Consider the following 13,849-nt stretch of genomic DNA (forward strand, 5'->3'; position numbering starts at 1 on the left):
AAAGGATTGCAAAATGACCGAGAAACCAATCGCGATCGTGACCGGGGTCGGGCCAGGCACGGGGGCTGCCATCGTCAAGCGGTTCTCTGCAGGCGGGTTCCGCATCATAGCGCTTGCCCGCTCAGCGGAGCTCATCAATCGCCTTGCGCAAGAGCTTCCCGACGTGCACGCGATAACCTGCGACGTCTCCGACGAGGGCGAGGTGCGAACGGCCGTCACCGACGTAAAGCGCCGTTTTGGCTCGCCCGAAGTTCTCATCCACAATGCGGTCGGAGGAGGCTGGGGGAGCTTTCGCGAGATCGACCCGAAGATGCTGAAGGGTAATTTCGAGGTCAACGTGATGGGCTTGTTGTACCTGGCGCGCGAAGTGGCTCCTGACATGATCGATCGCGGCAAGGGCGCGATCCTGGTGACCGGAAACACGTCTTCGATCCGAGGCAAGGCCAATTTCGCAGGCTTCGCTCCGACCAAGGCGGCGCAGCGCATTTTGACCGAGTCGATCGCACGTGACATGGGGCCTCTCGGCGTGCACGTCGCCTATCTTCTCATCGACGCCGTGATCGACACGCCCCGGATGCGCACGCGGATGAGCGACAAACCGGATGAATTCTTCATCAAGCCTGCCGCCATCGCCGACGAACTGTACCATCTCTACGGTCAGGATCGATCGGCCTGGTCATTCCTCACAGAACTACGACCATTCCGCGAAAACTGGTGACACTTGGCCGGTGAGAAAGCACGGTCACAGCGGAGGCAACGCGCTTACTCGCTTTTGAGAGCTCCGCAGACGCAGGACTTGAAAGGTCACAACCATGACGGATGAGTCAATCTCGATTGATACAGGGACGGACGAACTGCTGTGTGCGATCCGGGATCGCGTCGCCGTGATCACCTTGAACCGGCCCGAGGCGCGAAATTCGCTGTCCGACCATCTCACGCCGGCGTTGCGACGAATGATCAAACGCAACGGTGACGATCCGGACGTCGGCGCATTGCTGATTACCGGTGCAGGCCGCGCTTTCTGTTCCGGCGGCGACGTCAAGGGGATGGGTGGCAACTCTGCCGCACCCGCCATGTCATTCACCGACAAGGTTGCCCGATTGCAGGAACGTCAGCGAACCCTGACCGGTGTGCTTGTCTCGGTGCGTAAACCTACCATCGCGGCCTTGCCGGGACCGGCGGCTGGCGCCGGGCTTGCGATCGCGCTCGCCTGCGACATTCGTATCGCAGCCGAATCCACTATCATGACGACTGGTTACGCCAGGATTGCGCTCACCGGCGATTACGGCATTTCGTGGCTGTTGACCCGGTTGGCCGGAACGGCGCGTGCACGCGAACTGATGTTTTTGTCCGAACGGATCGATGCACGCCGCTGCGAAGCGTTGGGATTGATAAATCGCGTGGTGCCTGATGTTGACCTGCAGACCGAAGCATTTGGGCTGGCGAGGACGTTGGCAAACGGTCCGTCGAGCGCTTACGCCTCCATCAAGGATAATCTCGACCTTGCGCTGTCTGCCGACTTCCTGACGTCATTGGATCACGAGGCGGAGAGAATGGTCGCGGCGGCGAGCACCGCACAGCACGCCGAAGCCGTGCGGGCCTTCATCGAGAAACGCATCCCCAATTACAGGTGAAGCCTCTCGGCTGAAAGCGCCAAAGCATTTCTGCCGCGGCGCTGCATCACTGCTCGACGGGTTTGTTTTCCGGGGATGGTCCCGCAATATCCGCCACGACGGCAGCCATCAGCGATTCCGCCAGAGGGTCTTCCGCAATCACCCGAGACAATATGACAGCCCCAACCATCTCCGAGAGGATGGCCGCGGGATGTCTGCTGCCCGCAGACCTTGGGGGCGCGGACGACAGTTTCGCAATCTGGTCGAGATAGTACTGGATTGCGGCGACGAAGACCGCGCGGAGCGCGGGATCGTCGCGCCGCGCGGCATCCGCGGCCAGCGCCGGTAGAATGCAGCCGGAACCTGGATCGTCGCGATGGGCCGATGACACATAGCGTTCGATCAGTGTGCGAAGCGGATCTTTGGGCTGTTGGGCCAGTCCATCCTTCAGTAACGCTTTGGTGTCTGCGATCGCATGTTCGCTGGCCTTGACCGCCAGATCATCCTTTGAAGCGAAGTTGCGATAAAAGCCGCCGTGAGTCAGCCCGGCCGCCTTCATGATGTCGGCAACGCCGATCCCGTCGAAACCATGCTTACGCAGCAGATGCGCCGCAGTCTCGATGATCTGTTCGCGGTTCTCCAGCGCCTTTTCTCGCGACACCCTCATGGCTTGCTCACTCTGTTTGTCGCAGGACCGGACCTTGGTCCAATGGTCCTCGCCACGGCCGGGCGTTCCCGGATTCGTAAAAACTCGGCTTGACATTTTGCATGACGATCATCATCTATCAGATAAGATGACGATCGTCATCAAAAAAAGTGAGGCGGCTAATGAACGCTGCCAGCCGGTTGAAGCCGGCGCCGCTTCATACTGAGAGGTAAAATGCTGCCATGTTAAAGACCCACCAGAAGTCCGCGTTTCTCACCGGCGCGCCGAGTGGCATCGGCAAGGCTGCGCCGGAGGTCGCACTCGTCCGGCGTCCGCGAGCCCTGTGCGACGAGATTCTGTGTTCGCAAGTCGCGCCGGCGTAATCAGCACGTGTACTGGCGCGCAAGGAGAAAGCCGTGCCATCCGGCCGAGTATCCCTCCCATCTTGGGATTTTTGGTCCGAGCCGGACAATGGAGAAGACCATGGCAAGTTTTGTTACAAATCTCGGGCGACGGGTGAGCTATATAGATGCACCCACCCTTTCGATAAATGTCGGGGGGACGAGTTTCGTCTACCGCGACGTCGGCCCTCGGAACGGTGTGCCGCTAATTCTGCTTAATCATTGGGGTGCGGTTCTCGACAATTTCGATCCGCGGATTGTCGACGGCCTCGCCAGCAAACATCGCGTGATCGCGACCAATTACCGGGGGATCGGTGCGTCGGGCGGAACAGCGCCTGTGACCATCGATGAAATGGCACGGGATGCGATTGCCCTGATCCGCGCGCTGGGCTTCGAGAAGGTCGACCTGCTCGGCTTTTCCCTCGGTGGATTCGTGGCGCAGGATGTCACGCTGAAGGCACCAGACCTGGTGCGAAAGCTCATTTTGACCGGCACGGGCCCGGCCGGCGGCAAAGGTATCGACAAGGTGTGGTCAGTATCCTGGCCTTTGATGATCAAAGGCCTGCTGACGCTGCGGGACCCAAAATTCTACCTGTTTTTCACCTCCACGGCCAACGGCCGCCAAGCGGCGACAGCCTTCCTGAAGCGGCTGAAAGAGCGCAAGGCAGGCCGGGACAAAGGACCTACGCCCGGCGCTTTCATGCGGCAGGTCAAGGCGATCACGGCTTGGGGCCGGCAGGCGCCTCAGAATCTCGGCAGCATTCGGATCCCGGTACTGATCGCGAATGGCGATAGCGATATCATGGTGCCGACCGAAAACAGCATCGATTTGGCGCGCCGCATCCCGGGCGCTCAGCTGGTCATCTACGAAGATGCCGGCCATGGCGGGATCTTTCAGAACCATGCCGATTTCGTGCCGAAGGCCCTGTCCTTCCTCGACGCCTGACGCCGCGACAAAATTCAAATTGGAGAAGACGCCATGAAGGCATTCGTTGTCGACAAATACAAAAAGAAGGGCGATCTGCGCCTGGCCAAAGTGCCGGAGCCGGAGGTCCGGGACGATGACGTCATGGTTCGAGTTCACGCAACCGCCGTGAACCTTCTGGACTCCAAGATCAGGGACGGAGAATTCAAGCTCTTCCTGCCGTATCGTCCGCCTTTCGTTCTGGGGCACGACGTGGCCGGCCTGGTCACCAGGGTTGGCCCCAAGGTCAGGCGGTTCAAGGCGGGCGACGAGGTCTATGCACGGCCGCGCGATCATCGGGTCGGAACATTCGCGGAATTCATTGCCGTGAATGAAGCTGACGTGGCGCTAAAGCCCAAAAACATCAGCATGGAAGAAGCCGCCTCCATCCCGCTGGTGGGGCTGACCGCCTGGCAGGCGCTGGTTGAGTTGGCCAAGGTGAAACCCGGCCAGAAGGTTTTCATCCAGGCCGGCTCCGGTGGCGTGGGAACATTTGCCATCCAGCTTGCCAAGCATCTCGGCGCGACGGTTGCGACGACGACGAGCGCGAAAAATGTCGAACTGGTCAAGAGCCTCGGCGCTGATGTGGTCATCGACTACAAGACGCAGGATTTCGAGAAGGTTTTGTCGGGCTACGATCTCGTCCTGCACAGCCAGGACGCCAAGACGCTTGAAAAGTCTCTGCGCGTGTTGAAACCGGGTGGCCTCCTCGTCTCGATTTCAGGGCCGCCGGATCCCGAATTCGCCAGGGAACAGGGGTTGAACCTGTTCCTGAAGCTGGTGATGCGCTTGCTGAGCCGCGGTGCGCGGAACAAGGCCCAAAGTCTGGGCGTGCGCTATTCATTCCTGTTCATGCGAGCGCAGGGGCAGCAGCTGAGCGAAATCGCGTCCCTGATCGAATCCGGCATGATCCGTCCGGTCGTGGATAAAGTCTTCCCGTTCGAAAAAACTGCGGACGCTTTGGCTTACATCGAGACAGGACGCGCCAGAGGCAAGGTCGTCATTGCAGTGAAACAATAGGTTCCGTAACGCGGCCTGAGTCGCGATGTCACGACGCTGGCCGACCGCCAAACGCATCCGAGGAAATAACATGGCTCAATCCAACCGCGACCCCCAATCTTCCGTGCAGGACGTTGCACTCATTGTCGGCGGCGGCCCGGGCATCAGCTCGAGTTGCGCCAGGCTGTTCGCGGAAAGCGGCATGCGTGTCGGCGTCGCAGCCAGGAATCCCGAAAAGGCGGTCCTTGAGACTCTTGAGAAGACGCATGGTGTGCGTCGATACGCCTGCGATGCCAGCGAACCGGCGGCCGTGGCGCAGCTGTTCGAGAATGTCGTTCAAGACATCGGAACGCCGAGGCTTGTCGTGCACAACATCGATGGCCGGGTGCCCGGCATTTTCCGCAAGAACGTTATCGAAGCCGATCCGGTCATGGCGCTCGAAACGCTTCGAAACTCGGCGTTCAGCGCCTTTCTGGTCGGTCAGCAGGCAGCCCGGCTCATGCTCGGAAACGAACCCGACGCCAACGGCGCGAGAGGGACGATCATCTTCACGAACGCCAGCGCGGCGCTCAAGGGCTTCCCGTCAAGTGGCGCCTTTGCAATGGCGTGTCATGCCAAGTCCGGACTCGCACAAAGCATGGCAAGAGAGCTGATGCCGCAGGGTATCCACGTCGCGAATGTGCCGATCGATGCCGCGATCGGCTGGACTCAGGAGGACGGGACCCGCGCGCACCGGCTGGCGGGAACGACTGTCGACGACAACATGGCCGACCCCGTCCATATCGCGAAAACCTATCTGCAACTGCACCGCCAGCATCGGTCGACCTGGGCGTTCGAAGTCGTGCTCCGGCCGTGGGTCGAGAAATGGTGACGCGCAGTTGCCTCGGTGCGGACCGACGAAGGGCGGCTTGACGAGGCATCGGCGGCCCCGGACGCTACGCACTCGGGTCCGGAGCCGTCTCAACCGATGCCGAGCTTGGCCTTCTATTCCTGACGCTCCCAAATCTGCGAACGGCCCAGCATTGACACGCCAATGTAGCCGCGCACGTTAAGCTTCCTGCCGCCGTCGGTCAGCTGGATTTTGCTGCTGTAGACCTTGCCATTGTCCGGATCGAGGATTTTGCCGGCGGTATATTCGGCGCCCTCCTTCTTCAGGCCACTCAGGATTACCAAGCCGATGACCGGCGCATCCTTGAGCGGGCCATCGCATTTTTCACATTTGGGATTCCGGTCTTCGGACGGAGCGCGGAACACTTTTTCAATCTTGCCCTGCAGGGTGCCATTTGATTCCGTGACGCGGATAAGCGCTCTCGGTTTGCCGCTGACGTCATCGACATTTCTCCACAAGCCGACAGGTGAGGCACTATCCGCCCAGGCACCGGAGGACATGAGTGCAGCAGCCAAGGTGAGCGCGAGAGCGCCTGATCGTTTCAAAATACGCATTCTGATGGTCTCCAAGGGACGGGGTCATTGTCGTCGTGCTGCCGGATTCTGGTCGGGCTGTAGCCAACAGCCGGTGATCATGCATTGACGTCAACGACCGTGCGGCCCTGGACCTTCCCGGCGAACATTTGGCGCACCACGTCGGGGACCTCTGCGAGGCCGACCACCTGCATGGTTCGGGCGAGCTTGTTCACGTCCAGATCGCGAGCCAAACGCGACCAAGCCTCGAGCCGCACCTCTTGCGGAGCATTCACCGAGTCGATGCCGGCAAGGGTGACATTGCGCAGGATGAACGGCAGAACCGTTCCGGGAAGATCGACACCCTGAGCCAGGCCGCAGGCCGTCACCACGCCGCGGTACTGCGTCTGCGCCAATACGTTCACCAGCGTATGACTGCCGACGGAATCGACCGCGCCAGCCCAGCGTTCGCGCGCGACAGGAGCTCCAGGTTCCGAAAGCGTTCGTCGGTCGATGACGTCAGCGGCGCCGAGCCCGCGCAGATAATCGGCTTCTTCAGGACGTCCGGTCGACGCAACAACGCGATAACCGAGATCGGCGAGAAGAGCGATCGCGATCGAGCCGACGCCGCCATTGGCGCCGGTCACGACGATGTCGCCACGCTGCGGTGTAATGCCGCCATGTTCGAGGGCCAGCACCGACAGCATCGCGGTGTAACCGGCCGTGCCGATTGCCATGGCGTCCTTTGTCGAAAATGGTGCCGGAATCTTGACCAGCCACTCGCCTTTCATCCGCGCCTTCTGCGCGTATCCGCCGTGATGGGTCTGGCTCAGTCCCCAGCTGTTGGCGACGACGCGGTCTCCGACTGCGATGCCGGGATAGGAGGATGCCTCCACCGTTCCAGCGAGGTCGATGCCGGGAATGAGGGGAAACTGCCGAATGATCTCCGCGCGTCCGGAAATGGCCAGCGCATCCTTGTAGTTCACGGTCGAATAATCGACTTTGACCGTAACGTCGCCAGGCATGAGATCCTGCTCGTTCATTTCGACCACGCTGGTCGTAATCTTCTCACCTGTCTTTGCAGCCAGCAGCGCCTTGAACGTCATCGCCATATCCTAGATTGGAGTTTCGCTGTCCACGCACCTAGGCTCGCGCCGCTTGATCGCAAGAAGGCACAATTAAAGCGGATACTATCATTTATGTAGGTACCCCGCCGCGCGCCCCCTGTGGGAGGCCCGGTCTTGGGCGATATGACAGCGGGCCTGACATGGCGACGCAGCTCCCCGAAACGCGAGCTGGCAACCTGCTATTCCGAGGCCCGTCCGAGCGGTTGGTCTGGCGCGGGCTGTCCGACGAGCCCTCTGTCGCGGTCCGTCACTGTCTGCGACTGTTGTATTATGAACGTCATGTGATATGAATACGTAAGTCAAAAAAGCTGTTCAATAGCGTCGATGGTCAGATCCGAAGACGTCAACGGGGCGTGTGTGACCGGGACTTTTGGTGCGCTCTACGGACCCCAGAAACGAGTGCCTTCGTGCCGTTAGAGCGCAAATTATAGCCGATACTGTTACTTATGGAGGTGACCATGCGTCCTAGAAGGTTTGACGCGAAAAGCGGATGCGCGGTCGGGGTGACGTTGTCCGTCATTGGCGGCATGTGGAAGCCGCTGATCCTGTTTCATCTCTTCGCCGGCAAGAAGCGGTTCATGGAACTGTCCCGAGCCATCCCCAACGCCACGCAGAGGATATTGACCCTTCAGTTGCGCGAGTTGGAGGCCGATGGCGTGATCGTTCGCCATGCCTACCCGCAGATTCCTCCGAAGGTGGAATATGAAATCTCTGCCTTCGGCCAGAGCCTCGGGCCTGTACTGCTTTCGCTTCGGGGTTGGGGCAAGCAGTATGGTGGCTCAATTGAAGGCGTCTCTCAGCCACACCACGCTCCTGAAGATCGCCAGCTAAACGCATGCTCCCTTTAACGGTTGAATGAGCGATCGCGGCCGGTCCTGCATACACATGGCCGGCGTCGGTCGACTTGAGATGTCTCACGCTCGCGCCACTTCCGCCGGCGGCTCGAGTTTTCCTGTCGAGCGCTGACGCGCTCGATCGTGAGCGGAAAGCTGTCGCTTCAGACTGCTCTGCCGCCTTCACAGGCGTACGTCACAAGCGAGCCTTATCCCACGGATTTATCCGAACGACTTACGTCGTAACACCGAATTCCAAATAGGAATTAGGAGAGTACGACCGACATAGCGGCGTCCTTCAAAATCGACAGGCTGTCATTCGTCTTGACAGTTCTATTTTAGAACTATTTACTCCGCCGTGAAAGAGCAGGCTTACCCGTTTGAAGGGGGCCGCGCAGCGCCCCCGAAAAGAGGCGCGAGGGAGGACGGCATGAGGAGCGTGGACGAACTCACTGCGGCCGAATTGCTCGATGGCCTGCCTTCAAGAGTGCACCAGGTCTACGCGCCGTTCGTGCGGGACATCCCCGATCATCCGGCCTTCGTTGAAGGCGGGCGTTCGTGGAGCTACCGGCAGTTCTCGGAAGCCGTCGACGCCGCAGCGAAGGGCCTCGTCGATCTGGGGATCAGGCCTGGCGACCGCGTGATGATTGCGAGCGAGAACAGTGTCGCTCTGGGGGCGATGCTTTTCGCGGCGAGCAAGCTCGATGCTTGGGGTATTGCGGTTAACCCCCGCCTCTCGGCCAGGGAGATCGACCTGATCGGGACGCACAGCGGCGCCAGACGGGTGCTGTTCAATTCGGCGCTCTCAAAGGAAGCCGCCGATCACGCGAGCCGCGTCGGCGCAAAAACAGGCGCTGTGGGACCGTTCGGCGGAATCGGCATTGGTCCCCTCAATGCGGATGCGCAAGCGGAGCCCGTCGAGAAGGATGGCGACCGACAGGTCGCGGGTCTCTTGTACACCTCGGGCACGACCGGTGCACCGAAGGGAGTGATGCTGAGCCACCGCAACCTGCTCTTCACCGCAAGGACTTCGGGAATCCTTCGCCAAAGCAGCCCGGCCGACCGCATCTACGGCGTGCTGCCGATGTCCCACATCGTCGGGTATTCGATCCTGCTGATCGCCACGCTGATGCACGGCGGCACATTGTATGTTGTGGCCAAGGCCGATCCCGCTGCGCTGGCCCATGCCATCGCCGAGGAGGGGATCACGAGCCTGTTCGGTGTGCCCGCCACATATCAGCGCCTGCTTGAACACAAGGCGGTCAGGGGCATCAAACGGCTCGAGCGAGGCAAGCTGCGGGTCATGGCCGTCGCCGGCGCTCCGCTTGATCTCGATCTGAAGCAGCGGATCGAGGACGAGTTCGGAATCCCGTTATTGAACAACTACGGCATAACCGAATGTTCGCCGGGCCTGTCGGGCGTTCGTTCAGAACACCCTGTCTCAGACGAGTCGGTCGGTCCTTTTCTTCCCGGTATCGAGCACCGGATCGTGGACAGGCAAGGCAAGAACGTCGCGACCGGTGAAGTGGGCGAACTGCACGTCCGAGGCCCCAACGTGATGCTCGGCTACTATCGTGCTCCGGACCTCACGGCGGCGGCGATCGATGACCAGGGATGGTTCAACACAGGGGATCTCGCCCGGGTGAACGGCGAGGGCCATCTCTACATCGCTGGCCGAACCAAAGAACTCATCATCCGCTCCGGCTTCAACGTTTACCCTGCCGAGGTGGAGGCGGTTCTGAACACGCACGAGCAAGTCGTCCAATCAGCTGTGGTGGGACGACCGGTTGACGGCAATGAGGAGGTCGTCGCGTTCGTGCAGCTTCTCCCCGGCGCCCGCGTTAGCGCCGAAGACCTGAAAGCATACACGGCTCAACAGCTCACTTCGTACAAGCGTCCGACTGAATTGATCGTGCTCGACGCCCTGCCTTCAGCCTCCACCGGCAAGATACTCAAACACAAGCTGCGGGAGATGGCCATCGAACGAGGAGTTGCGAAGGCGTCCGATGCGGCAGCCGCGGGCTGACCGATGTACTTGCTGATGAGACGAAGCCACGCCCGGAACCGAAAATCTCGAAGTAGCTCGGGACTAGGCCAAGAGAATGCCGGTGCGGTCGCAACGACGCAGGCGACTATGTCGGTCACCGAGGTCGCACGGAAGTTTGGCGAATGATGAGCGACGCAACCCGTCGCCGAAGGGAGATATCGATGTTCAGGAAGTCCATACTGGCAGCCGCGCTTGGCGTGACGATTGTCGGCGCGCACGCGCGTGCCGAAACGCCCGGCATCACGAGCGCCGAAGTGAAGGTGGGAGCGACCTTCCCGTTTAGTGGCCCGGCATCGCCGCTCAGCAATACCGGAAAGGGTCTGATTGCCTACATCAATTCGATCAACGATCGGGGCGGCATCAACGGCCGCAAGATAAATCTCATCACCTACGACGATGCGTACAGTCCGCCCAAGACGGTGGAGCAAACCAGAAAACTTGTCGAAAGCGACGAGGTGGCCTTCCTGTTCGGCCCGCTCGGTACTCCCGGCATCGGCGCCACCATCAAGTATGTCAACGCAAAGAAGGTGCCTCATCTGTTCGTCGTCAGCGGCGTCACCAAATTCACGAACTTTGCTGAATTTCCGATGACCACAACGGGGCTGCCCAGCTATGATACGGAAGGGCGGATCTACGCGAAATACATCACCCATGCCCGGCCGGACGCAAAGATTGCCATCCTGTACCAGAACGACGATCTGGGTAAGGATTTCCTCAATGCATTCAAAGGCTACCTGAAGGGCGACTTCGACAAGAAGGTTGTAGCGTCCTCGTATGAGGTCACCGAGCCGACGATCGATTCCCACGTGGTGAAGCTGAAATCGTCTGGCGCGGAGGTGTTCCTGGTCGCCGGCACGCCGAAGTTCGCGGCTCAGGCTATCAAGAAGGCCGATGAGGTCAATTGGAAGCCTCTATTCCTGATCAACTTCGTTTCGAGCTCGGTCTCTTCAACGATCATCCCCGCGGGACCGGAAAAGGCCGTCGGCATCATCGCGGCAACGATTACCAAGGATCCGAACGACAAGAAGTGGGCCGACGACACCGGCATCAAATGGTACCGCGAACATTTTGCGAAATACCTGCCGGGCGCCGACATCGGCGACGCCAATTATCTGTTCGGTACGCAGCAGGGACAGATCCTGGAGCAGGTGCTCAAGCAATGCGGTGACGATCTCTCGCGCGAGAATATCGTCAAACAATCGCGGAATATACGAGGGCTGTCGCTCCCCACACTCATCCCGGGTGTTACGGTCAACACGGGCCCGGAAAGCAGTATGGCGTACACGCAGCTGCAACTGCAGCGCTGGAACGGCAGCACATGGGATCAATTCGGTAAGGTTCTCAGCGCCGAGGAAAAGTGAGCTTGCCTTTTGAACGGGCGATGCGAGGGTGAGCAAGAGCCCGCAAAGCTACCAACTGAATGGGAAGCGTGAATGTCCAGCGATGTACTTTTCCGGCCTTTCAAGCTGAAAGGGCTGAACTTGCCGAACCGGGTCGTGATGGCGCCGATGACGCGCTCATTCTCTCCCGGCGGAATTCCAACCGAAGACGTCGCGCGGTACTACCGCCGCCGTGCCGAAGGAGCGGTCGGGTTCATCATATCGGAGGGGACGGGCGTGGATCGTCCGGCATCCCTGAACGATCCGAATGTTCCTCGCTTTCATGGCGAGAAGGAACTGGCGGGGTGGCGGCGTGTGGTTGACGAGGTGCACGCCGCGGGTGGCCTGATGGCGCCGCAGCTATGGCATGTCGGAGCCGTTCGCACGCGCGCCCAGAACTGGTCTCCTCCTGGCGCCTACGACAGTCCGTCCGGCCTGTCGCGACCGGAGAAGACGTTCGGCGAGCCGATGAGCGAAGAGGACATCGCAGACGCCATTCGCGCTTTCGCCGATGCGGCGCTTGCCGCGAAGCGCCTGGGGTTCGATGCCATCGAGTTGCACGGCGCGCACGGCTATCTGATCGACCAGTTCTTCTGGGAGGGCACCAATCGCCGCGAGGATAGCTATGGTGGCAAGGACCTGCCTGGCCGAGCCCGGTTTGCCGCTGATATCGTCCACGCGGTACGCAAGTCGGTGGGGCCGGATTATCCGATATTGCTCCGGATCAGCCAGTGGAAGCAGCAGGATTATGAGGTGAAACTGGCCGACGCGCCTCGCGCATTGGAGGCCTGGCTCAAACCGCTGGTCGACGCGGGGGTCGACATGTTGCATTGCTCGCAACGGCGCTTCTGGGAGCCGGAGTTCGATGGCTCCGATCTGAATTTCGCCGGATGGGCGAAGAAAGTGACGGGAGTACCGACGATTTCGGTCGGGTCGGTCGGTCTGACCGGTGAATTCATTGCCGCTTACGGCGGAGAAAGCTCCCGTCCGGCCTCCCTCGACGAGTTGATCCGTCGCCTCGATCGCGAGGAGTTCGATCTCGTCGCGGTGGGGCGGGCGCTGCTTCAGGATCCGCAGTGGCTGCTGAAAATACGTGACGGCCGGACGGAAGAACTGATGGCTTTCGAACGTACCGCGTTCGCGGCGTTAAGCTGAGGCGATTCGGAGACCAGCACATGAACGAGAAAACCCAAATCGGCCAGATCCGCACCGAAGTGCACGGGCACGTCTTCAAGATCATCATCGACAACGTGGCGAAGAAGAACTCCTTCAGCCCGCAGATGATGGCGCAGATGTCCGATGCGATGACGCTTCTCGACCGAACGGACGATTACTGGGTGGGCGTGCTCTGTGCCGAAGGCCCGGATTTCACGGCCGGGCTGGATATGCCGAAGTTCTTCGGGCCCAAGGCCGAGAACACCGAGATCAAGCCCGGCAACGTCGACGCGTTCGCCCTGAAAAGCCGGTGCCGGAAGCCGATTGTGACGGCGGTGCAGGGGATCTGTTTCACCATCGGCATCGAAATGATGCTGGCGGGCGACATCGTCGTGGCGGCCGATGACGCCCGGTTCTGCCAGATGGAATCCAAGCGCGGGATCGCACCCCTTGGCGGCGCCCATTTTCGGTATTTGACGCGGGCCGGCTGGGGAGATGCGATGTATCACCTGTTCCTGTGCGACGAGTTCAATGCGGCCCGGGCGCATAAAATCGGGTTTGTTCAGGAAGTTGTCGCTCCCGGCCAACAGATTGCCCGTGCAATGGAAATCGCACAACTCATCGCCAAGAACGCGCCGATCGGCATTCAGGTGACCAAGGAAGCCGCATTGAAATATATCGAGGCGGGCGAGACAGCTGCGATCGATTACATTCCCAAGATCAAGGACCGCGTCTTCAGCAGCGAAGACATGAAAGAAGGCATCCAGTCTTTCGTGGAACGTCGCTCGGCGGTGTTCCGCGGCAAATAGGGATTCCGCGGGTCCCCGCGCAACCCTGCCGCAGAACGTCGCCCACCAGCTTGAGGCAAGCACATCACCGGTTAGACCTTTGCCGTCGATGGCGGTCCAGACTTCGGCGATATCGCCAGGGAACCGCCGGCGTCAGCGTGTCGGCAACCAGGGCGCCGGCGTTTGGCTGTTCTCGATCTCGCGTGATGACCTCGTCATGCCGGGGAACCAACGCCGGGGCATTTGCCTTATTGGCGAATGAAGGCGTCGAAATCAGCCATGACCGAGATCATCGCTGGCCTTGCGCTCGCAATCGCGCTGGGCGCGACCATCTACTACGGCTATTTGGCCTGGCTGCTGGTGTCGCCGGATTGAAATGTCGTCATTGATCCTGCGTCAGGGTAAGTTCCGACGCTTTCAGCCCCCAAGTTGCTAATCTTGCGCCAGCGAGCCGCCGCCCAATCCAGCCTCACGGACAGGATCAACCTCAGCATTG

Annotated in this window: 13 protein-coding genes; 10 read left to right on the forward strand and 3 right to left on the reverse strand. The window is 60.4% G+C overall.

Annotated features, from left to right (window positions below):
* Positions 1 to 13 precede the first annotated feature (13 nt).
* Both ACSQ84_RS32720 and ACSQ84_RS32725 read left to right on the forward strand, forming a co-directional pair.
* A complete protein-coding gene (locus tag ACSQ84_RS32720) occupies positions 14 to 718 on the forward strand; it encodes an SDR family NAD(P)-dependent oxidoreductase (RefSeq protein ID WP_436215862.1) in 705 nt (234 codons plus the stop codon).
* Positions 719 to 812: 94 nt separating this feature from the next.
* Positions 813 to 1,634, forward strand: coding sequence for an enoyl-CoA hydratase-related protein (locus ACSQ84_RS32725; protein WP_436215863.1), 822 nt, complete (start codon positions 813 to 815; stop codon positions 1,632 to 1,634).
* Between the two features lie 46 nt (positions 1,635 to 1,680).
* Here ACSQ84_RS32725 and ACSQ84_RS32730 read toward each other — a convergent pair whose 3' ends face one another.
* The gene (locus tag ACSQ84_RS32730) at positions 1,681 to 2,280 is read right to left on the reverse strand and encodes a TetR/AcrR family transcriptional regulator (protein WP_436215864.1); all 600 of its coding nucleotides are present in this window, start codon (positions 2,278 to 2,280) and stop codon (positions 1,681 to 1,683) included.
* A gap of 462 nt (positions 2,281 to 2,742) precedes the next feature.
* On the opposite strand from ACSQ84_RS32730, the gene ACSQ84_RS32735 reads away from it, so the two are divergent.
* The 3 genes from ACSQ84_RS32735 to ACSQ84_RS32745 all read left to right on the forward strand — a co-directional run bounded on the left by ACSQ84_RS32735 (position 2,743) and on the right by ACSQ84_RS32745 (position 5,494).
* Positions 2,743 to 3,606: an alpha/beta fold hydrolase gene (locus tag ACSQ84_RS32735; protein WP_436215922.1), complete on the forward strand. Its 864-nt coding sequence runs from the start codon at positions 2,743 to 2,745 to the stop codon at positions 3,604 to 3,606.
* A gap of 33 nt (positions 3,607 to 3,639) precedes the next feature.
* Positions 3,640 to 4,644: an NADP-dependent oxidoreductase gene (locus ACSQ84_RS32740; protein WP_436215865.1), complete on the forward strand. Its 1,005-nt coding sequence runs from the start codon at positions 3,640 to 3,642 to the stop codon at positions 4,642 to 4,644.
* Between the two features lie 70 nt (positions 4,645 to 4,714).
* Positions 4,715 to 5,494, forward strand: coding sequence for an SDR family oxidoreductase (locus ACSQ84_RS32745; RefSeq protein ID WP_436215866.1), 780 nt, complete (start codon positions 4,715 to 4,717; stop codon positions 5,492 to 5,494).
* Positions 5,495 to 5,607: 113 nt separating this feature from the next.
* Here the strand turns inward: ACSQ84_RS32745 and ACSQ84_RS32750 are convergent, their stop codons facing one another.
* Positions 5,608 to 6,066, reverse strand: coding sequence for a DUF2147 domain-containing protein (locus ACSQ84_RS32750; protein ID WP_436215867.1), 459 nt, complete (start codon positions 6,064 to 6,066; stop codon positions 5,608 to 5,610).
* Positions 6,067 to 6,143: 77 nt separating this feature from the next.
* Positions 6,144 to 7,130 carry an acrylyl-CoA reductase (NADPH) gene (acuI, locus tag ACSQ84_RS32755; RefSeq protein WP_436215868.1) on the reverse strand — a complete coding sequence of 329 codons (987 nt, stop codon included), beginning with the start codon at positions 7,128 to 7,130 and terminating at the stop codon, positions 6,144 to 6,146.
* 479 nt (positions 7,131 to 7,609) lie between these two features.
* On the opposite strand from acuI, the gene ACSQ84_RS32760 reads away from it, so the two are divergent.
* The 5 genes from ACSQ84_RS32760 to ACSQ84_RS32780 all read left to right on the forward strand — a co-directional run bounded on the left by ACSQ84_RS32760 (position 7,610) and on the right by ACSQ84_RS32780 (position 13,374).
* Positions 7,610 to 7,999: a winged helix-turn-helix transcriptional regulator gene (locus ACSQ84_RS32760; RefSeq protein WP_436215869.1), complete on the forward strand. Its 390-nt coding sequence runs from the start codon at positions 7,610 to 7,612 to the stop codon at positions 7,997 to 7,999.
* 415 nt (positions 8,000 to 8,414) lie between these two features.
* A complete protein-coding gene (locus tag ACSQ84_RS32765) occupies positions 8,415 to 10,010 on the forward strand; it encodes a class I adenylate-forming enzyme family protein (RefSeq protein ID WP_436215870.1) in 1,596 nt (531 codons plus the stop codon).
* 182 nt (positions 10,011 to 10,192) lie between these two features.
* Complete coding sequence (locus ACSQ84_RS32770) at positions 10,193 to 11,392, forward strand: ABC transporter substrate-binding protein (RefSeq protein WP_436215871.1); 1,200 nt, start codon at positions 10,193 to 10,195, stop codon at positions 11,390 to 11,392.
* A gap of 72 nt (positions 11,393 to 11,464) precedes the next feature.
* The gene (locus tag ACSQ84_RS32775; RefSeq protein ID WP_436215872.1) at positions 11,465 to 12,565 is read left to right on the forward strand and encodes an NADH:flavin oxidoreductase; all 1,101 of its coding nucleotides are present in this window, start codon (positions 11,465 to 11,467) and stop codon (positions 12,563 to 12,565) included.
* 20 nt (positions 12,566 to 12,585) lie between these two features.
* Positions 12,586 to 13,374: a crotonase/enoyl-CoA hydratase family protein gene (locus ACSQ84_RS32780; protein WP_436215873.1), complete on the forward strand. Its 789-nt coding sequence runs from the start codon at positions 12,586 to 12,588 to the stop codon at positions 13,372 to 13,374.
* Positions 13,375 to 13,849: the final 475 nt, after the last annotated feature.

The organism is Bradyrhizobium sp. LjRoot220 (genome assembly GCF_964252915.1).
GTDB lineage: Bacteria > Pseudomonadota > Alphaproteobacteria > Rhizobiales > Xanthobacteraceae > Bradyrhizobium.